This window comes from Rhodococcus sp. no. 34 (assembly GCF_054589475.1).
In genome coordinates this window covers 630,682-650,478 of the sequence record NZ_BAAILK010000041.1, presented here as the reverse complement: position 1 = coordinate 650,478, position 19,797 = coordinate 630,682, and the positions used below count along the sequence as shown (strand labels likewise).

13 protein-coding genes are annotated in these 19,797 nt (G+C 64.6%); 7 read left to right on the top strand and 6 right to left on the bottom strand.

Going from position 1 to position 19,797, the window contains the following annotated elements:
- Positions 1–52: 52 nt before the first annotated feature.
- The 4 genes from ACYP01_RS20480 to ACYP01_RS20465 all read right to left on the bottom strand — a co-directional run bounded on the left by ACYP01_RS20480 (position 53) and on the right by ACYP01_RS20465 (position 7,042).
- Complete coding sequence (locus ACYP01_RS20480) at positions 53–1,393, bottom strand: S1 family peptidase (protein ID WP_042452237.1); 1,341 nt, start codon at positions 1,391–1,393, stop codon at positions 53–55.
- Between the two features lie 109 nt (positions 1,394–1,502).
- Complete coding sequence (locus tag ACYP01_RS20475; RefSeq protein WP_459682048.1) at positions 1,503–2,753, bottom strand: hypothetical protein; 1,251 nt, start codon at positions 2,751–2,753, stop codon at positions 1,503–1,505.
- A 111-nt stretch (positions 2,754–2,864) separates the two neighbouring features.
- Positions 2,865–5,300 (bottom strand): LuxR C-terminal-related transcriptional regulator, encoded by a 2,436-nt coding sequence (locus tag ACYP01_RS20470; RefSeq protein WP_459682046.1) that lies wholly within the window; start codon positions 5,298–5,300, stop codon positions 2,865–2,867.
- A gap of 14 nt (positions 5,301–5,314) precedes the next feature.
- Positions 5,315–7,042 (bottom strand): Hsp70 family protein, encoded by a 1,728-nt coding sequence (locus ACYP01_RS20465; protein WP_459682044.1) that lies wholly within the window; start codon positions 7,040–7,042, stop codon positions 5,315–5,317.
- 321 nt (positions 7,043–7,363) lie between these two features.
- Here ACYP01_RS20465 and ACYP01_RS20460 point away from each other — a divergent pair, with 321 nt between their 5' ends.
- The 5 genes from ACYP01_RS20460 to ACYP01_RS20440 all read left to right on the top strand — a co-directional run bounded on the left by ACYP01_RS20460 (position 7,364) and on the right by ACYP01_RS20440 (position 15,544).
- Positions 7,364–9,661, top strand: coding sequence for an IniB N-terminal domain-containing protein (locus ACYP01_RS20460; RefSeq protein ID WP_459682042.1), 2,298 nt, complete (start codon positions 7,364–7,366; stop codon positions 9,659–9,661).
- Between the two features lie 123 nt (positions 9,662–9,784).
- Complete coding sequence (locus tag ACYP01_RS20455) at positions 9,785–11,653, top strand: dynamin family protein (protein WP_459682040.1); 1,869 nt, start codon at positions 9,785–9,787, stop codon at positions 11,651–11,653.
- The gene (locus ACYP01_RS20450; RefSeq protein ID WP_042452229.1) at positions 11,650–13,134 is read left to right on the top strand and encodes a dynamin family protein; all 1,485 of its coding nucleotides are present in this window, start codon (positions 11,650–11,652) and stop codon (positions 13,132–13,134) included. Before ACYP01_RS20455 ends, ACYP01_RS20450 begins: the two co-directional genes overlap by 4 nt.
- 104 nt (positions 13,135–13,238) lie before the next feature.
- The gene (locus ACYP01_RS20445; protein ID WP_459682037.1) at positions 13,239–14,822 is read left to right on the top strand and encodes an MFS transporter; all 1,584 of its coding nucleotides are present in this window, start codon (positions 13,239–13,241) and stop codon (positions 14,820–14,822) included.
- A gap of 23 nt (positions 14,823–14,845) precedes the next feature.
- A complete protein-coding gene (locus ACYP01_RS20440) occupies positions 14,846–15,544 on the top strand; it encodes an FMN-dependent NADH-azoreductase (RefSeq protein ID WP_459682034.1) in 699 nt (232 codons plus the stop codon).
- Here ACYP01_RS20440 and ACYP01_RS20435 read toward each other — a convergent pair.
- Entirely contained in the window at positions 15,509–16,513 is a 1,005-nt protein-coding gene (locus ACYP01_RS20435; protein WP_459682032.1) for a TIGR03617 family F420-dependent LLM class oxidoreductase, read from the bottom strand. The genes ACYP01_RS20440 and ACYP01_RS20435 overlap by 36 nt on opposite strands.
- On the bottom strand, positions 16,510–17,085 hold the full coding sequence (locus ACYP01_RS20430) for a hypothetical protein (RefSeq protein ID WP_459682030.1): 576 nt from the start codon (positions 17,083–17,085) through the stop codon (positions 16,510–16,512). The genes ACYP01_RS20435 and ACYP01_RS20430 overlap by 4 nt, the downstream gene beginning before the upstream one ends.
- Positions 17,086–17,347: 262 nt before the next feature.
- On the opposite strand from ACYP01_RS20430, the gene dnaK reads away from it, so the two are divergent.
- Entirely contained in the window at positions 17,348–19,201 is a 1,854-nt protein-coding gene (dnaK, locus tag ACYP01_RS20425; RefSeq protein ID WP_019749384.1) for a molecular chaperone DnaK, read from the top strand.
- Positions 19,198–19,794 carry a nucleotide exchange factor GrpE gene (grpE, locus tag ACYP01_RS20420; protein ID WP_003944430.1) on the top strand — a complete coding sequence of 199 codons (597 nt, stop codon included), beginning with the start codon at positions 19,198–19,200 and terminating at the stop codon, positions 19,792–19,794. Before dnaK ends, grpE begins: the two co-directional genes overlap by 4 nt.
- Positions 19,795–19,797: the final 3 nt, after the last annotated feature.

The following is a 19,797-nucleotide window of genomic DNA, read 5'->3' as shown; positions in this document are numbered from 1 at the left end:
CCCGCCGATCGCGAAACGGATCGGCGGGCACAGTGCGTGAATCAGTGGTTGGTCAACCTGCAGTGCGGACGCGGATTCCGGCACCGACACCGCCACCGGAAGCGCGATCCGCCGCGTCGAGGATGTCTCCGACCGGAATACCCAGATTCGAGGTTCCACCGGAGGTCGCCAGTACCAGGTTCGCTTCGTTGCAACTGGGTGCTCCGCTGCTGTTGGAGCCGCTGGTGATGCCCAGAGCCAAGGTTCCGGAGACGATGGCGCCGCCGCTGTCCCCGGCGAGGGTGCACGCGGTACCGGCGAATCCGCGAACGGTTCGTGAATCACCGTCCGCCATGACCAGTTGAGTTTCGACGCGATCGGCTGCCACGACACCACAGGTGAAGGACGACGTCTGGCCGGACTTGCAGATGGGAGCGCCGATCACGGGACGTGCCGTTCCGGTGATCGCGAGGGTGGTCCCGTTGGCACCGCGGACGGCAGCACGGTCGAGGCCCGCGTCGATGCCGGACTGGTCGAACTTGATGACCGAGTAATCGAGATCGCCGGCGTTGTTGCCGACGGAAGACTGTGAGAATGCTCCGATCAACTGACTGTCGTCGACGTTCGCGTGATTCGGCAGGTAGACGGGCGACTTCGAACCCTCGGCCGGATTGCAGTGTCCGGCACTGATATTGAGAGCATTGTTCTGATCGTCGACGGCGTTGAACCCGAACGAGCAGACCGAGATGTTCTCGGTCGGTGTCTCGCGAATGGGGCCTGTCGACGTGATGTAGGTGTCGCCGCCGAGTGCTCCGGGATCAACCGATCCGCCACCGTCCGGGCTGAGAACGATCTTGGTGTTCTCGAGCAGGGTCGGAAGATTGAGCGCCTGCCCGACGGGGCTGTTCGCGACGTCGATGACGACCTGGTTGTTCAGGACGTCGATAGTCGCCGAATTGACTGCGCGTGAGATTTCCTTGGGCAGCCCGGCAATCCATCCGTTGACGTCGGCCAGCGTCTTCTCGAGAGTGTCGGCGGAGACGGGGGCGACGTGCGTGCGGTAACCGTCGTCGGCCGCGATGCGTGCAGCTTCGGTGGTGGTGACGGCCACGACGGGTTGACCGTCGAGTCCCATCCACGAGCCGGCGTAGTCGCCAGGGCGCTCGGACTTGAATTCCTGGGCGTATGCACCGAGTTCCTGAGCTTTGGCAGCGCGGTCCAGATACTCCTGTGGGGAGATCTTCAGATCGCGTGTGATCGCCTCGACCAGCTCAGCCGGAAGCTGATCTGCCCCGAGCTGTTCGACATGCGTGTCGGAGGCGGGCTCTGCCGATGCCGTCGTGGTGAATGGAGCTGCGAGCAGTAGTGCCGAGGCGCCGACCACAGCGGTGCGGATCGCCAACGAGTTACGCATGAAATCCCTTCAAGTCCCCGGCACCGAGCCGGTAGGTACCGCACCCACCATAGGGGAAAAGTTTCGACGAGGAATATGTGCCTGTTGTCGGCAAGTCGAATTATTCTGTCTAACTTGGCATTCCGGGTCTCGGGGCCAATGGCATGACGGGCATGTCGGGATTCGGAACCACCGGATCGGTTGTGTCGGTCGGGTTGGACGGCTGCGTCGGCGTTGTCTGTGTATCAGTGGGGGCGGTCAGGGCGGGAGTGTCCGGGGTATCCGGATCGACCGGATCCAGCGGTCCGACGACCGGCGGCAGGTTCTCGATCCGAAGGGGATCGATCTGGATGGTGATCGGCGATCCCTGTTGCGCGGGGACGTTCGCCGTAGTGGATTTCTCTGTACCGGTGCCCGGACTCACCGGGATGGACTGGGATTCGGATGAGGTCGATTCCGCTTCGGATGCCCACGACTGCGCCGTTGGCTGCGCGCCGAGAGCGGGTACTTCCGGTGGGGGTGAGGTCGCTGATTGCGTGCCTGTCCCGGATGAACTCGTCGGGGTGGCAGCTGTGTCCGTCCCGGGGGACAGGGAAGATTGTGCGTCGAGAATCCTGGGTGCTGAAATGGTCGGAGTGTGTCCGATGATGACCGCTGCCGCGCAACCCGACACCGTCAGAAAGACTGCGGCGGCTGCTGCGGCGATGATCGGTCGGCGCTCCGACCGCCACTGGCGATTCAGCCAACCGTCGATGCTCGGTTCTTTCGTGACCGGTGCCTCCACGCCGGATTCCGGCTCCGGTTCGATCAGAACGAACGGCGGAAACTCTTCGGGGGTGTCCTCTGGCTCGGCAAAATCGGTTGGCTGGGGTTCGGGACAGGTAGAGGTGATCGAGAAGGGTGCGGCCAACGCTGCGGCTCCGCGAGCAGCACGGTCGTCGGCGTCAGGATCCGCGAGCCAGGCCGCAGAGGCTTCATCTTCTGAAATCAGTTCGACGCCGTCGAGATTCATGCTGTCGAGTGCGCCGCGCAGTACGTCGACGGAATCGCTCGACCAACCCGCGGGGATCACCGCAGAGATGTTCAGGTTCTGATCGGTGAGTGTTCGGACTTCCTTGACCAGGCAATACATCGCTGTCGCTACCAGTTCCTCCCCTCGCGTCATGTGCTCGGAGAAGTTGTCGGTATCGTCGGTGCCGACCCTGTCGAGGAACCCGCGCAACCCGGTGGACCCCGCCGCGGTTCCGCCTAGCTGCACGGTGCCGTCGGGGGCGTGGTGCAGAACCGATTCGCGTTCGAGGGTCACCAGCTCCGAGTCAGGTCTCGCGATCGCAGCAATGCTTCGTTTGTTGCCGACGGCGAGTCCGACTCCCCACTTCATAGCGATCCCCGTTTCACAGTTACCGAACTTTGCTCGGCAGGCATGTCCTGATTCCTGTGAAAACTATCACTTAAACGGATATACGCAACCCTCTGGACAATATGCAGCTAACTACTTGTTCGGCGGTGTCATGCTGCGAAGGATGGTGAGCAGTTCCGAACGAGACTGCGCCCCGACGCGCCGCTTGATGCGTGCGACATGGTGCTCGACGGTTTTAGCGGAGATGTAGAGGCGTTCGCCGATTTCCCGATACGTCAGTCCGACGACGACGAGTTCGGCAACTTCTTGTTCGCGCTCGGTCAGCACCGACGGTGGCGCCGCACTTGTGGCGGTATCGGTTGCGCTTGTCTCGGCCGTCGACGTTGTGCGTAGCGAGCGCGCAACGTGGAGCAGTGCCGTGGCCGATTTGGTGTCCGGGGTGCGCAGCGCTGCTTCGCCGGCGAGGCGAGCGGCGTCCCACGGGAGTCCGATCCGACTGAGCGTTCGTGCGGCGGCTTCGACACCGTCTGCGTCGACGTTGCCTTGCATGAGTAGGAGCCACTGGCGTCCGGCGATCGCCAAACCGGCTGCGTAAGTGTGAGTTTTGGCTGATTCGGCGAGTGTATGGGCGTGTGGGAGGAGATCGGCCGGCGACTGCGAGAGGATCGACGCCTGGACGCCGTACCAATGCAGCGGCGACGACCACAGCGGCGGCTCGCCGAGCGCGCGGAGGAGTGAGCGCGCGTCGTCGACGAGATGCTCGACCTGCTCGGTCTCCTCGAGCCGTACTGCCGCAAGCCACAGTTCGCCGATGGGAAGCAGATTGAACAGATCAACGCTGCAGGACGAGAGGGTGCCTGCCGCGCCCGACCAAGCTCGACGCAGCTGGGCGAGATCGCCGGAACGCCGAGCGAGACCCACGATCAGAGCATGCAGAAACAGTGCGTCACGCTCGCGGAGGGGGCCGCGGACTACCTCCTGCGGTAGGTCTTCGAGAATCGCGTCCTGCCCGCGGACCATCGCGATCCAGGCGCCGAGAAGGTGAAGTCGTGCCCACGTGTGACTGCTTGCGTCGTCGGCGGCGATCGCGGACGTGACGACAGCGTCGGCCCGTTCATGGGCGCCGTTGTGCAGGAGTGCGAGAGCTACCAGCGCCGGGGCGGAATCAGGCTGGAATTCAGATGTGTCGGCTCCGCCGGGGAGCGAGAGTGCGCGCGACATCGTGTTGAGCGCACTCGGTGCGCTCCCGGTGACCGATTGCATCAGTCCGTTGGCCAGTGTGGTAGCGCCGACCGTCGAGCTCGACGGTGATCCGGTGTGTCCGGTGAGCGCCGCGTTCGCGTCATCGACCTTGCCGATGCCGAGGAAAGTGATTGCGGCGAAGGGGGATTCGTTTCCGGTGCGCCCTGGCCCCAGCCAGGTGTAGAGATCTGCAGCGGCGCCGAGTTGGCCGCATGCTGCGGACGAAGCTGCGCGGATTCGCACCGCCGCAGCCAATCTCGCGTCGTCGAGATCGGGTGCGGCGATGACGGAATCGGCCAGACGGCAGGCAGTGTCGAGGTCACCACTGCGAGCCGAGACCTGGGCGTACAGCAGCGTGTCGGCCACGCCGAGAGGCTCGATCGAATTCACGCGGCGAAAGAGATCTGCCGCGACCGCCGGCGTGCTCGCCTCGACGGCGTCTCGTAGTACACCCGTGAGATCGCGGTGGCGGATTCCGGAGTCGAAAAGTCTTCGTGCTGTGTCGATATCGAGGGTTCTCGTGTGTGCGCGTGATTCGACGATTCTGATCAGCTCGCTGCGGATACGCCCGGTGCTCGTCGACTCGGCGAGCACGCTCGCGACGAGTGGTGATCGCGAACCGAACAGTCCGGTCGCCAGTGCCCGGTCGAATGCAGCTGTGAGGCTGAACTTCTCCTGTCCCAGATCGAGCTCGAAGGCGTCGATGTCCGGGACGGCGAGTGAAACTTCGAGGATCTCGCGCTCGATCGGATGCAGAGCGGTGACCTGGTGGAGGATGTGTGTGCGTATGGCGTTCGGCATTTCCGGGCGGCCTGCCGATGCGGCGGCGAAGTACGCTTCGATCGCCCCGAAGGAACCACCGGACAGATGCTCGAGCGCCACCACGGCGCGGTCGTCGAGCGGGACTCTTCGCTCGGCCGCGATCTTCCGAATATCGTTTCGGTTCAACGGGTTCAGATGCAACACGGTGCCGAAACTCGAGATGTTCGAGTAGATCGGTGCGAGTGGTGGATCGATCCGATCGGAGGCTACGACAACTCCGAGGTCGTCACGTTGGACAAGCTCTTTCAGGGCACGGATTTCATCGGAGGTCAGAGCTTGCGCGTCCGCGATCACCACAATCGCGTCGGCGGGGACGTCATGCGTGACTGCGGTGACCACGGGCTTGTCACCCGATTCGATTCGCTTCCGTACAACCCTCGTCACTTGGGGCCGAGCGCTGGCATCGGTCCCGGTGACGAATAGGCGCAGTGGCGATGCAGTCAGGTCGACGTCGCGCAAAAGTCCTGCGATGAACGACGATTCGGTGCCGTTGTCACGGTTCATCGAAAGACCGCCGGTCAGCGGATCGGTGCGGTGACGCCGCCGACGACACCACCGACCACGTTTCCGACACCACCGACGACGTTACCGAGACCTCCGACCACGCCGCCGACTCCGTTGCCGACACCGTCGACCAGACCGCCGACTCCGTTTCCGATGCCGGTCGCAGCGTCACCGACACCGGTCCCGACGCCGGCTCCAGGCGCCGGTGCGGGTGCTGGTGCCGGGGCGGGAGCAGGTGCGGGCGCCGGGGCGCCGGGTGCGGCAGGTGCAGGCGCCGACGGAGCGGTCTCGCCCGGTGCGGGCGAGGATCCCGCCGGTGCGCCGGCAACCGGAACTGCCCCCGGCGCCGTCGTCGAGCCGCCTGCGGCAGCAGGAGAACCGGGCTGATTGCTTTGAGTGCCGTTGTTCGCAGTCGTGGATCCGGTGCCTGCCGCTTCCGCTGCCGTGGTGCTGCCGGGAGTAGAGCCCGCGGTGGTCGAAGCGGTCGAGGAGGTGGACTCGCTGGTGGTGTTCGCCGAACTGGACGGAACGTTGATCTTGTCCATGGCAGTTCCGATTCCGAGCCCGCCTGCGGCGAGCACGATGAATGCTCCCACCACTGCAGCAACGACGCCGACCCTCGACGAGCGTCGAGTCGCCGTGTTCTCTTCTTCGGTCGGCTCGGCAAGCAACGGAGTGGAGAAGGCGGGAACCGGTGCGGGCTTGCGAGACGGCTCGGCGGGAATCACTGCAGTGGCAGCGGCCGGCACTTGCGAGTCTCTGGCGTCGAGTGCGAGGGTCGCGGCGCCGGACGCCGCGCACGACGCTGGATCGGCGTCGGCGATCACCGGGACACGAAGCTCCGCCGACAGTAGTTCGGCGACAAGGGGAATGGACGAGCTTCCGCCGGCCAGGACAACCTGATTGACGTCACTGGACTCGACGCCGGCAGATCGCAGGCTTTCGCGAACCAATGCCACCGATTCGGTGAGGGCGGGCCGGATCAGATCTTCGAGTTCGGAACGAACGAGTCGAACGTCGCTGACGGCACCGGGAAGGGCCACGCGGGCAACGGTTTCCGTCTCGGTGGAAAGTTCCTCCTTGGCTGCGCGGGCATGCTCGCGCAGAGTTTCCAGCGCTGCAATCGTCTCGGGTGCAAAGGGATCAAGGGTTGCGAACTGGTCGGAAACCGCATCGAGCAGGTGAACGGTGACGAGGTGATCGAATTCGTCGCCGCCGATGTCCTCGCTGCGCAGCGGCTTACCGAAGATCTCGCTTCGTCCGTCGGTCGTGGACATCATCGTGACGTCGAGCGAGCGAGCACCGAGGTCGTAGACGACGGTCAGACCGTCGCTGACGACAGTTCCGGAAGCGGCGAGCCACGCCATGACGGCTGCGGGTTCGGCGACGAGAGTCGCCCCGTGAATTCCGACGTCGTCCAGAGCGGACTCCATGGTGCGTGCCGTGTGGCGGTTCCACCCCACCGGGTGAGCCAGGACGACAGTTGGCCCTTCGTTACCGCCTGCCTGGTCTACCAGTGCGCCGACCGCCGTCGCCGCGAGAGCCTCGCCGCGGTACTCGGTACCGTCGGCGGCAAGTATCGGAATCGGGTCTCCGACGCGCTCGACAAATCCGGTGATGACGGATCCGTCGTCCAATTGCAGCGCACTGGGTAAGCGGACCTGTTGCGTTTCACCGGTCGAGCCGTCGGTGACAGCTACGAGAGTGGCCGAACCGATGCTGATGCCGAGCCCTGCCGCCATGAACGAACTCCCCTGGTCGTGGGCGACAGAAGGACTGTCGCGGTTGTCTGCGATGTCGGTTTCAGGACCTAGATCGTTACCGGATCGGAGGAGTCGCGACGAAGTAGGGGACCGATCCCCTAATCGGGGCAAATCCCCTATTCCGACCGGGCGTAGCCCGATGGGGGGCTTCCCCACCTGTCCCTGGAGAAGAGGGGGGTGCTCCCCGTTGGCCCCAGTCGCAAAAGTTCTTAGCGTTGATTCCACTCGCTACCTCTGGCAGCGCACCAGTTTCCGGACCACCGGCAACAACCCGGTCAACGAACTTCAGGAGAACCCGCCATGGCAACGAACGCCGTACTCGAATTCATCCTCGGGCTACTTCGTGACGACGAGGCAGCTGCCAACTACTGCGCCAACCCGACCGCGGCACTCGATGCTGCCGGTCTGTGCGACGTCAGCCCCGCCGACATCGTCGCGGTCGCTCCGCTGGTCGCCGAGTCCGGACTCTTTGCCGGTGGCGGCGCCGACCTGTCCGCGATCGTCAACGCCGGTGCGTCCGCTGCCGGTGCAATCGGCGGCGGTCTCGGACTCGGCGGTGGTCTCGGTGGTGGACTCACCGGTGGTCTCGGTGGTGGCCTCGGCGGCAGCCTGGGTCTCGGCGCCGGTGCAGGAATCGGAGTCGGAGGCGCCCTCGGCGGCCAGTTCGACCTGGTCGGCGACTTCGCAGCAGCCCTCAGCGCTGCGCTTGCCATCGGTGGCGAGATCAGTGCCGAACTCGGCGCAGCCTTCGGCGCTGTGATCGAAGCCGGTCTCGGTTTGGGCGGCGCACTCGATCTCGAAGGAGCTCTCGATCTGGGCGCACAGCTCAGCGCGGCTCTGGGCGGCGCCCTCGGTGTGACCGGCGGTCTGACTGCGGAGCTGGGAGCAGCCCTCGACGCCGCGATCGGCGCAGTCGGCGGACTCGACCTGACGGCAGGGCTCAGCGGAGCTCTCGCACCCGTCTTCGCCATCGGTGGTGACCTCGGAGCCGATCTCGGCCTGGCTCTCGGTGGACTCCTCGGCGGCGCAGCAGACCTCAGCGGTCTCCTTGACATCGGCGGCGAACTGGGCGCGAGCCTGACCGGCGCACTGGAATCCGCTCTTGCACTCGGCGGCGGCCTGGATCTTGCCGGCGCTCTGACAGGCGACCTCAGCACGGCATTGTCCGGCGCGCTCTCGGGCGTCCTGGGAGCCGGCGGCACGATCGGCGCCGATCTGGGTGCATCGCTCGGTGGCGTCCTCGGCGCGATCACGGATGTCAGCGTTCTCACCGATATCGCGGGCGGCCTCGATCTCGGTGCTGCCCTGAGTGGCGCCCTCGGCGGAGCACTCGGCGTCGGCGGCAGTCTGGAAACTGCATTGGGCGGCGCACTCGACGCAGCACTGGGTCTCGGCGGCGGACTCGACCTCGACGCCGTACTCGGCGGCGGCGCAGACCTCGGCGCGCAGCTCAGCGCGGCACTCTCCGGCGCCCTCGGTGCCGGCGGAACGGTCGGAGCCGACCTGGGTGGCGCACTCGGTGGACTGCTCGGGGGAGCACTCGACCTCGAAGGTGGTCTCGGCGCAGACCTCGCGGCAGCTCTGGGCGGAGGCGCGAATCTGTCGACGGCCCTCGAGGGTGTTCTCGGTTCGGCACTCGGCGTCGATGCCGGGCTCGCGGGCGGTCTCGGCGGCGCTCTCGACGCAGCGCTGGGCGCAGGCGGACTTACCGGAATCGACCTCGGTGGTGCACTCGGTCTGGGCGGTGAAGCAGGCTTGGCAGCCGGTGTCGCTGCGGCTCTCGACACCGCCCTCGCAGGTGCAGGCGGCTTGGGTGCTGTCGGTTCCGTGGGCACGGACCTGACCGGCGCGCTGGACGGTGCGCTGGGCGCGGGCCTCGGGCTGGGGGGCTCTCTCGACAGCGTTCTCGGTGCCGAAGGTGCACTCGGTGGAGCGCTGGACACGGCACTGAACCTCGGCGGAATCGACACCGGTTCGATCGGTGCCGACTTGCCCTCCGTCGACCTCGGCGCTGTGAACCTCGGCCCGATCTCCGCTGAACTGCCTTCCGTCGACCTCGGAAGCATCGCGGCGGAAGGCCTGAACCTCGGCGGTGTGACCGGTGATCTCGGAGCAACTGTGGGCGGCGCGCTGGACGCAACCGCAGGTCTCGACGCAACAGCAGGTCTCGACGCGGCCACGAACGCTGCGGCTGGTTTGGGTGGGTCGCTCGGCGGCGCACTGAACGGCGTCACCGATCTCGGTGGATCGCTCGGCGGGGCTGTCGGAGCAGTCACCGACGTGACGGGTTCGATCGGTGCCGACGCAGCCGCAGCTGCCGGTGGCACAGTCGACGGCGGCGGTACCGTTGGCGGCGGCGGAGTCGCTGACCTGGGCGGATCCCTCGGTGGAGCAGTGAGCGGAGTGTCCGACCTGACGAGTTCGTTGACCGGTGCGCTGAACCCGTGGTCGTCGATCGATGCGACCGATGCTTTCGGTTCGGGTTCCACTTCGGGTCTGAGCGCCGATACCGAACACTCGCTCTTCGCCGAGGATTCGGTTGCAGCGCCGGTCGATCACATCGACCCGGTTGCGGTTGTCGATCACCTGCATCCCTGATCTGCTGACGCAGGAACTGAAATCGGTCAAAATGACCTGATGTAACAAATCCGGCCCTGCGTGCGCTATGCGTTCGCAGGGCCGGATATTCGAGTCGGGAAGAATTGCGGGTCAACGTAGCTCATGAGTGATTCAGCGAGTCAGGTAAGCAGCCGGAAGGCGCGCGTCGCGTCGTCGACGGCGTCGTTGCTCGAACGAACAGCCGTCGTGGCGAAGGATTTCGGGCGCACGGATCTGGTGCGCCGACTCGAGAACGCTCAGGTGAGAGTCAACGACCCGCGTATTCGCATCGTGGTGGTCGGACCCCTCAAGCAGGGCAAGAGCCAGTTCGTCAATTCTCTGCTAGGCATCGACGTGTGCTCGGTCGGTGACGACGAGACCACGGCCGTGGCGACGGTAGTTCAGTACGCGGAGACCGCGGTCGCCGAACTGATTCTCGCCGATCCGGGTGCGGCGCCCATTCGGGTGCCCCTCCCGCTCGAGGAACTCATGGGGATCACCCCGGCCACGCCTCGCGCCGAAGGGCGTGAGGTTCTGCGTGTGGAAGTGGGTGTTCCCAGTCCGCTGTTGGCCGACGGTTTGGTTCTGATCGACACCCCTGGTGTCGGCGGTCATGGAAATCCTCATGCTGCAGGAACATTGGGATTGGTCACTGCGGCCGATGCAGTGTTGGTTCTGTCGGACTCCAGCCAGGAGTTCACCGAACCGGAGTTGGGATTCATCCGCCAGGTCGTCAATCTGTGTCCTGCGGTAGCCGGGCTGATCAGCAAGACCGATCTGTACCCGCACTGGCGGCAGATCCTCGACGCCGATCGCGGACATCTCCAGCGTGCCGGGTTGGATCTGCCGCTCATTCCGATCTCCTCGGTACTGCGCTCGCACGCGCTGAGGCTGGGGGACAAGGAACTCGAAGCGGAATCCGGATTCTTGGACCTCTATCAGTTCTTGCGGGACAACGTCGTTGCGCGTGCCGAATCGAATACTCGACGCGCAGTTGCGATGGATGTGCGTTCTGCGGCAGCACATCTGACGTTGGAGATGGGCAGTGAGCTTGCGGCGCTGAAGGATCCGTCCACTGCTCAAGCGGCGGTCGCCGGCTTGCAGCGTGCCCGGGCAGCGGCCGAGGAACTGCACAAGAAGACCTCGCTCTGGCAACAGAGCCTCGGCGACGGCATTGCAGACCTTGCCGCCGACATCGATCACGACCTCCGGGACCGGTTGCGCCGGGTCACCCGCCAGGCCGAGGAGACGGTCGACGAAGGCGATCCCGGTAAGGACTGGGACGTAGTGGGGGAGTGGCTCGAACAGGAGATCGCCACCGCTATCGGTGACAATTTCGTGTGGGCTCACGATCGAGCTCAATGGTTGGCAGAAGTTGTGGCGCAGCACTTTGCGGAGACCGGCGACGTCGCGCTCCCGCATCTCGACGTCGCCGATACCGACGGTTTCCTGGAACCGGTCGGTGCATTGGCGGACCTCGAATCCGGCCGTATCGGCATTACTCAGAAGGTCCTGGTCGGCATGCGCGGCTCGTACGGCGGCGTGCTCATGTTCGGCTTGATCACCACGATGATGGGCATGGCTCTGGTCAACCCGATCTCCATCGGCGCCGGGGTTCTGCTGGGCACCAAGGCTTATCGTGAAGACAAGCAGGCTCAGGTGCTCAAGCGTCGCGCTGAGGCGAAAGTGGCCATCCGACGGTTTGCCGACGACGTCAGCTTCCAGGTGGGCAAGGAGTCTAAGGATCGCCTACGCCTGGTGCAGCGGCTGTTGCGTGATCACTTCACCGACATCGCCGAGCAGGCGTTGCGCTCGATCAACGAATCCCTCCGCGCCACTCAGGAAGCCGCGCAGTTGGAGTCGAGTGAACATGCCGCTCGGATCAAGCGTCTGGAGACCGACATGCGCGTCGTCGCGGAGCTCGACGCCGTTGCCGGAACGCTGATCGGCGAAACTCCCGCTCCTGCCTCGGCAAAGGTGACCAACGCATGAATGCCACGACCACCGTGACCGCAGTGGAGTCGGCACACGCCCTGATCGACCACGCCAGACGTGCCTACGCCGATCAGCCGCAGACGCGCGCCCAGTTGGAAGAATGTGCGGCCAGGCTCGACGAGCCACTCCGGGTGGCGCTCGCCGGCTCCCTCAAAGCGGGTAAGTCGACGCTGCTCAATTCGCTTGTCGGACAGGACATAGCGCCTACCGACGCGACGGAATGCACACGCGTCGTCACCTGGTATCGGAACGGGACGACGCCGCAGGTGACCGCGACGGCCGAGAACGGTGCCGAGTTCAACGTGCCGGTGACGCGCCGCGACGGCAGGCTCACGTTCGATCTGGGCGAGTACACCGCAGACTCGGTGGACCGCATCGACGTCGACTGGCCGTCTTCGGCATTGGCTCGTACGACGATCATCGACACACCGGGCACCTCGTCGCTCTCGACCGAGGTCTCGGCCCGCACCTGGGACATGCTCGTTCCCGACGGTGAGGCACCGGGCGCGGATGCAGTGGTCTACCTCCTGCGGGCTCTCAACGCCAGTGACATGCAGTTCCTCGGGAAGATCGCGGATCACGTGGGCGGAGAATCCGGGCCACTCGGAGTGATCGGAGTTCTCTCGCGTGCCGATGAGGTCGGCGCAGGCAGGCTCGACGCGTTGTCTTCGGCGAAGGACGTCGCGGCGCGATTTGCCGAGGAGTTGGAGCGAACCGGCCTGTGCCAGTCGGTGGTTCCGGTGGCAGGTCTGCTCGCGCTCGCTGCTCGGACGATGAGGCAGAGCGAGTTCGCGGCCTTCTCGGCGCTCGCGCAGGTTCCGGCCGAGGATCTGAGCCTTGCGCTCCTCTCCGCGGATCGCTTTGCCAGGCAGGACAGTCCGCTGCCGGTCGATGCGGCCATGCGGGCGCAATTGGCCGATCGGTTCGGGCTCTTCGGAATTCGCCTCGCCGTGACGTCGATCAAGTTGGGGGCCACTGATTCACCGTCCCTGGCGGCCGAATTGTTGGAGCGCAGCGGCCTGGACGAACTGCGTCAGGTGATCGACGTTCAATTCGGGCAGCGGGCAGATCAGCTCAAATCGCACACGGCGCTGGTGACGCTGGGAAGAATCCTCGAAGCCGATCCGAGCGAGGAAGGCGATCAGATCGCGGCGGAGGCGCAACGGTTGCTTGCCGATGTTCACGGCTTTCACGAACTTCGCCTGCTCGGGCGTCTTCGTTCGGTACACACGGATCTGCCACCCGACGACCTGGCACAACTGCAAAGACTGATCGGCGGCTACGGAATCCGGGCAAGTGACCGGTTGGGCTGCGAACCGGAAGAATCGCCGGAGGTGCAGCGTGCGCGGGCGACGGCGGCCGTCCGCAGATGGCGCGAGTTGTCCAGACATCCGCTCTTCGACAGGTTCACCTCGCGCGCCTGCCTGGTCGCCGCCCGCAGCGCCGAGGGCGTCCTGGCTGAAATTGTGCCCGAATAGGGACCCGTTCACTATGCGAGCGCCGGACGAGGGTTCTATCTTGAGTTCGGGATGATCCGGACATAACTCCCAGGTTCGGGTCCCACCTCGATGGGAGCACGCGCATGGCGAGTGACATCAAGTCCGCTTCACCGGATCGAGCCACCCTCGTCCTGGGGACGCTCATCCTGGTCGCTGCGGTCGCGAACCTCAATCTCTCGGTCGCGAATGTCGCTTTGCCCGATATCGGGCGGGCTTTCGACGCCAGTCAGACGCAACTGAACCTGATCGCGGTCGGCTACTCGCTGGGCCTGGCCGGAACGGTGCTCTACCTGGGGGCCTTGGGAGACCGATACGGCCGCAAGATGTTGCTGGTCACCGGCATGGCGCTGTCCATTCCGGCGTCGATCGTGGCGGGATTCGCCGGGAACTTCGAAGTGCTGTTCCTCGCTCGGATAGTCGGAGGCGTCTCGGCAGGTCTGGCGTTCCCGACCACGCTGGCAATCATCACGGCGTTGTGGGCCGGACCGGCACGAACCAAGGCGATTGCCATGTGGTCGGCAATCGGTGGCGCGATTTCAGCACTCGGTCCGATCGTCTCGGGGGCGCTGCTCGAGCAGTTTCACTGGGGTTCGGTCTTCTTCGTCACCCTTCCCTTGGCCCTTGTGGCACTGATCTGTTCCCTGGTGTTGGTTCCCGCTCACGTCAACGAGACGACCGAGCGAGTCGATCACCTCGGCGGCATAGTGTCGATCGTCTTCATCGGGGCGCTGGTATTGTCCATCAACTTTGCGCCGGTGAAGGGTTCGGGCACGTTGGCTCTGGTGCTCGGGGCGATAGCAGTTGTCGCGAGTATCGGGTTCTTCCTGCAACAGCGACGCGCGGTCAATCCGCTGTTCGATCTTCACGTAGCTGCGCGCCCGACCTTCTGGGTCGCGGCGGTGGGTGGGTTGGTCGTGTTCGGTTCGCTCATGGGCGCGATGTTCATCGGCCAGCAGTTCCTGCAGAACGTCCTCGGGTACTCGACGCTGGCAGCCGGTGCGGCGATCATTCCGGCTGCGCTGGCGATGGTGATCGTTGCGCCGCGCTCGGCGACCATGATCGAAAAGTACGGCGCCCGCGTCACGCTGCTCGCCGGCTACCTGTTCGTGGTTCTCGGGTTGTTCGTCGCGCTGTTCCTGTGGAACGAAAGCACACAGTATTGGCAGGTCGCGTTGGCCTATGCGCTTGTCGGCATCGGCGTCGGTCTGGCCGGCACACCGGCATCGCGTTCGCTGACCGGATCCGTTCCCGTGCACCGCGCTGGTATGGCGTCGGGAACCTCGGACCTGCAACGCGACCTGGGCGGCGCCATCATGCAGTCGATTCTCGGCGGAATACTCACGGCCGGGTACGCAAAATCGTTGGGAAATGCGATCTCGTCCTCGCCGAACGCATCCGAAGTGACTCCCGAAACTCAGGCCGCGCTCACCAAATCCTTCTCCAGCGCCGAAGTTCTGGCGGAACGCTACCCGCAATACGCGGAGCAAATCATGACCGCCGCCAAAAACGCCTTCCTGGACGGGGATACAAACGCCTACATCGCGGCGATCATCATCGTGTGTGCCGGTGCCGCGGTGGTGACGTTCTTCTATCCGCGTCGCGAGCGCGAACGAGTCCTGCTGGCGCAGTACGCGGCGGAATCCGATCTAGCCGCGGAGAAGAGTTGAGCGCGCTCTGGTAGTGATGAGGGATGCCACAGCTACTTCACATCGATTCGTCCGCCGAACTCCACCACTCGACCTCACGTGATCTGACCGCACTGTTCGCTCAGCAGTGGTCGAAGAACAGTCCGGATCACACGACGGTGACGTTGGACCTGCACCGGGATCCCTTGCCGCACCTCGCGGACGCGGCCCTGCACTATGCACCACGCTTGCGAGTCGAGGGCGAGATTCCGGATCCCGCCGCGGAAGCACTCCAGGCTCGGGTCATCGAGCAACTCACCGCTGCAGACGTCGTCGTGATCGGTGCGCCGATGTACAACTGGTCGATCCCGTCCACGTTGAAGGCGTGGATCGACTACGTACACGTCCTGGGGACTACGGTGCCTTTCGACACGCGTACTCAGCCTCTGGCAGCTAAGCCGGTGGTGATCGTCTCCAGCCGCGGAAACACCTATGCGCCGGGCTCGGGAAACGAGGCCAACGATCACACCGTCCCGCCACTCGTTCAGGTGCTCGGGGTGTCGATGGGAATGGATGTCTCCGTCATCACCGCGGAACTGACTTTGGCGCAACGTATTCCGGCAATGGCACCTCTGATCGAGCAGGGTGACGCGAGCCTGCGTGCTGCCCGGGAATCGTTGACCGAGCTGGCCCGTACCTTGGGGCCTGATCAAGAAGTTCGACCGGGTTCAGGTGAGAGACGAGATCATCGACGCCACGTCTGACGGTTCTACGTCGTAACCGGGGAAATAGCAGCACACTTCGTCGGCATGTTCGCCGAACCGCCGCCGAATCTCGGTGGCGCACTCTTCGGGAGTGCCGACGACGGCGAGTGTGGTCAGCATCGGATCGGTGATCAGCGACGCCATCTCGGTGTAGCCACCTCGCTTAGACAGGGCATTGAGTTCCGGTTGGACCTCGCCCCACCCTTCGACGTCGAGCACCGCACGGTATGCGGGCGTCGAACCGTAGAACGAGAGCAGGGCTCGGACGCCTCTGGCGGCCGCGGCAAGTTGATCGTCGCCGCGACCGACGCCGACGATGACTTGCGGGATGATCGTGAATTCGTCTCGGGTACGGCCGGATTCGCGAAGACCGGCATCGACGGCCGGAAGTGTGCGTTCGAGGAAATGACGTTGCGTGTGGAACGGCATGACCAGTAGTCCGTCGGCCACCTCTGCCGCCGTCCGGGTCATCACCGGTCCGAGCGCACCCATCAGGATGGGCGGCGGTCCATAGGGATTGGGGCCTGGATCGAACGTCGGGGGCATCAGAGTGTGGGTGAAGAACTCGCCGCGGAAGTTCAGCGTCGAGGTGTTCTCCCACGCCGTGAAGATCGCCTTGACCGCTGCGATCGTCTCCTTCATGCGGGCCGCTGGGCGCGACCACGTTGCGCTGTAGCGTTTTTCGATGTGCGGTTTGATCTGCGATCCGAGACCGAGGCGAAAGTGGCCGCGACTGAGTAACTGTAGGTCGTTGGCCGAATGCGCCAGATGCATGGGGCTGCGGGGGAATGCGATGGCGACGTTGGTCATCAGGTCGAGGTCGACGGCCGATGCTGCTTCGACGAGCGGGAAGAACACGTCGTGTGGTCCCTCGAAGGTGAACAGGCCACCGGCGCCGGTCTCCGCGAGGTCACGGCTGCGAGCAGCGCCCGCGCCCGGCGCGGAGTCGAGTTGTACGTGAACCTTCATCGGCGTCCCCGCAGCCAGGTGCTGACACCGGGAGCAAACGGCGCGATCGCCGCCACTGCAACAAGGACGCAGTAGAGAATCGGACCCCATCTCAGAACTCCGGCGCCGATATCCCCAGCGCCGTCGACCAGAGACATGAAGCCGAGCCCGGCCGCGATGCTGAGGGCTCCGATGATCGCCGTCATCACCCGCCCGGCGTTCTTGCGGGCACGGAGGAGTTGAAGGCTCAAAAGTGCGAGCAGGACCAGGACGAGAGCGCCGCCGCCACTGCCGGCCAGGACGACCGTCACGGCATCGGAGATGTCGGTGGACGAGTATCCGGGATTGTCGCGCGCAGTCGATTCTTCGAGGGCTGACCGGACGTCGTCGAGGCTGGTGACTACCACTCCGGCGATTCCGGCCAGGACGACGAACGAGCCGATCCAGGCAGAGGTAGACAATGTCACGGCTTTGGGTGTCTCGTCGCTCGCTGCAGGTCGGAGCGGCCGAACCGAGACCTCGGGTCGCTCGGGTGCCGGGCGTGGAGGTGCCGGGCGAGGAGGTCGAGCGGGAGAATTGTCGGGATCGGTCACCGGCCGATCGTAGCCATTCGGAGAGATGCGGAAGTGATGTGGCGCACTTTTTCGGCTTTTCGGGGAAGGCGGGAACAAATCTACGTGGGCTGTAGTTGACCATTTCGACAAGCTTGAGCGCCCTCGGCTCAACTTCAAGTTGACTCTCGGCCACGGTCGGAGGCAAACTTGAGCGGAGGACGCTCACCAAGCGAAAAACTCGCGGTCATGTTCGAGATCAACCACTCGGGCAGAGAACCGCAGAACGAAAGGTAGGAACACTATGGCTCGTGCAGTCGGTATCGATCTCGGTACGACCAACTCGGTAGTTGCAGTGCTGGAGGGCGGCGAGCCCGTAGTGGTCGCCAACGCCGAAGGCTCACGTACCACCCCCTCGGTGGTCGCATTTGCCAAGAACGGCGAGGTTCTCGTCGGTCAGCCCGCGAAGAACCAGGCAGTCACGAACGTCGACCGCACCCTCCGCTCCGTCAAGCGCCACATCGGCACTGACTGGAACGTGGAAATCGACGGCAAGAAGTACACGCCGCAGGAAATCAGCGCCCGCACGCTCATGAAGCTCAAGCGTGACGCGGAGGCTTACCTCGGCGAAGACATCACCGACGCCGTCATCACCGTCCCCGCGTACTTCGAGGACGCGCAGCGTCAGGCAACCAAGGAAGCCGGCCAGATCGCCGGCCTCAACGTCCTTCGTATCGTCAACGAGCCCACCGCGGCTGCACTGGCATACGGACTGGACAAGGGCGACACCGAGCAGACCATCCTGGTCTTCGACCTCGGTGGCGGCACCTTCGACGTCTCCCTGCTCGAAATCGGCGACGGCGTCGTCGAGGTTCGTGCAACCTCCGGTGACAACCACCTCGGTGGCGACGACTGGGACGAGCGCGTCGTCGCTTGGCTGGTCGACAAGTTCAAGGCTCAGAACGGCATCGATCTGACCAAGGACAAGATGGCCCTGCAGCGTCTGCGTGAGGCTGCGGAGAAGGCGAAGATCGAGCTCTCCAGCTCGCAGAGCACCTCCATCAACCTCCCGTACATCACGGTCGACGCGGACAAGAACCCGCTCTTCCTGGACGAGCAGCTCTCCCGCAGCGAGTTCCAGAAGATCACCTCCGACCTGCTCGATCGCACCCGTGCGCCGTTCCAGGCAGTGATCAAGGACAGCGGAATCGCCGTCAAGGACATCGACCATGTCGTGCTCGTCGGTGGCTCCACCCGTATGCCGGCCGTCTCCGATCTGGTTCGTGAACTGACCGGTGGCCGTGAGCCCAACAAGGGTGTCAACCCGGACGAGGTCGTCGCCGTCGGCGCCGCACTCCAGGCCGGCGTGCTCAAGGGCGAGGTCAAGGACGTTCTGCTCCTCGACGTCACGCCGCTTTCCCTCGGTATCGAAACCAAGGGTGGCGTGATGACCAAGCTCATCGAGCGCAACACCACCATCCCCACGAAGCGTTCCGAGACCTTCACCACGGCTGACGACAATCAGCCCTCGGTGCAGATCCAGGTCTTCCAGGGTGAGCGCGAAATCGCTTCGCACAACAAGCTGCTCGGCTCCTTCGAGCTCACCGATCTGCCGCCCGCCCCGCGTGGCGTTCCGCAGATCGAGGTCACGTTCGACATCGACGCCAACGGCATCGTGCACGTGACGGCGAAGGACAAGGGCACCGGCAAGGAAAACACGATCAAGATCCAGGACGGCTCCGGTCTGTCCAAGGAAGAGATCGAGCGCATGGTCAAGGACGCCGAGGCTCACGCCGAGGAAGACAAGGCCCGTCGCGAAGAGGCAGAGGTCCGCAACCAGGCCGAGTCGCTGGTCCACCAGACGGAGAAGTTCGTCAAGGAGCAGCGTGAAGGTGAGAACGCGGGCAAGGTCTCCGAGGAGATCCTGACCAAGGTCGAGGCAGCGGTCAAGGACGTCAACGACGCCCTGGCAGGCACCGACATCGCTGCAGTGAAGACCGCAGTGGAGAAGCTGGGCACCGAGTCGCAGGCTCTGGGCCAGGCCATCTACGAGGCTTCCGCTGCAAACGAGGCCGGAAACACCGACGGCGCAGGCAATGACGACGACGTCGTCGACGCCGAGGTTGTCGACGAGCCCACCGACTCGGACAAGAAGTGACCTCGGACAACCCCGAGAACAACCCGGTCGACCCCGAGACCGGTGCACAGGGAGAGGCGGCGGGGGAATCCCTGCCGCCGCTCGACTCGGAAGACACAGGGGTAGTTCAGGAAGCAGAGTCGATCGTGGAGGAAGCATCCGCCACCGATCAGCTCGCCGAACGGACTGCGGATCTGCAGCGACTTCAGGCGGAGTTCACCAACTACCGTCGTCGCGTCGAGCGTGACAAGCAGGTCATCAAGGAAACCGCGCGGGCTTCGGTCATCACCGAGCTCATCGGAATTCTCGACGACCTGGATCGCGCTCGGGCACACGGTGACCTCGAATCGGGTCCACTGCGTGCACTCGCAGACAAACTCAACACGACCCTGACGGGTCTGGGTTTGACCGACTTCGGCAGCGAGGGTGACGATTTCGATCCCGCACTCCACGAAGCGGTGCAACATGAAGGCGAAGGCCACGACCCGGTACTCGGGACGGTCATGCGCAAGGGATACAAGCTCGGCGACCGGGTCCTTCGGACCGCAATGGTGGCCGTGACGGACCGGGTAGGCGACAAGCCTGCAGACGGTTCAGAACAAGAAGCGAAGTAAGAG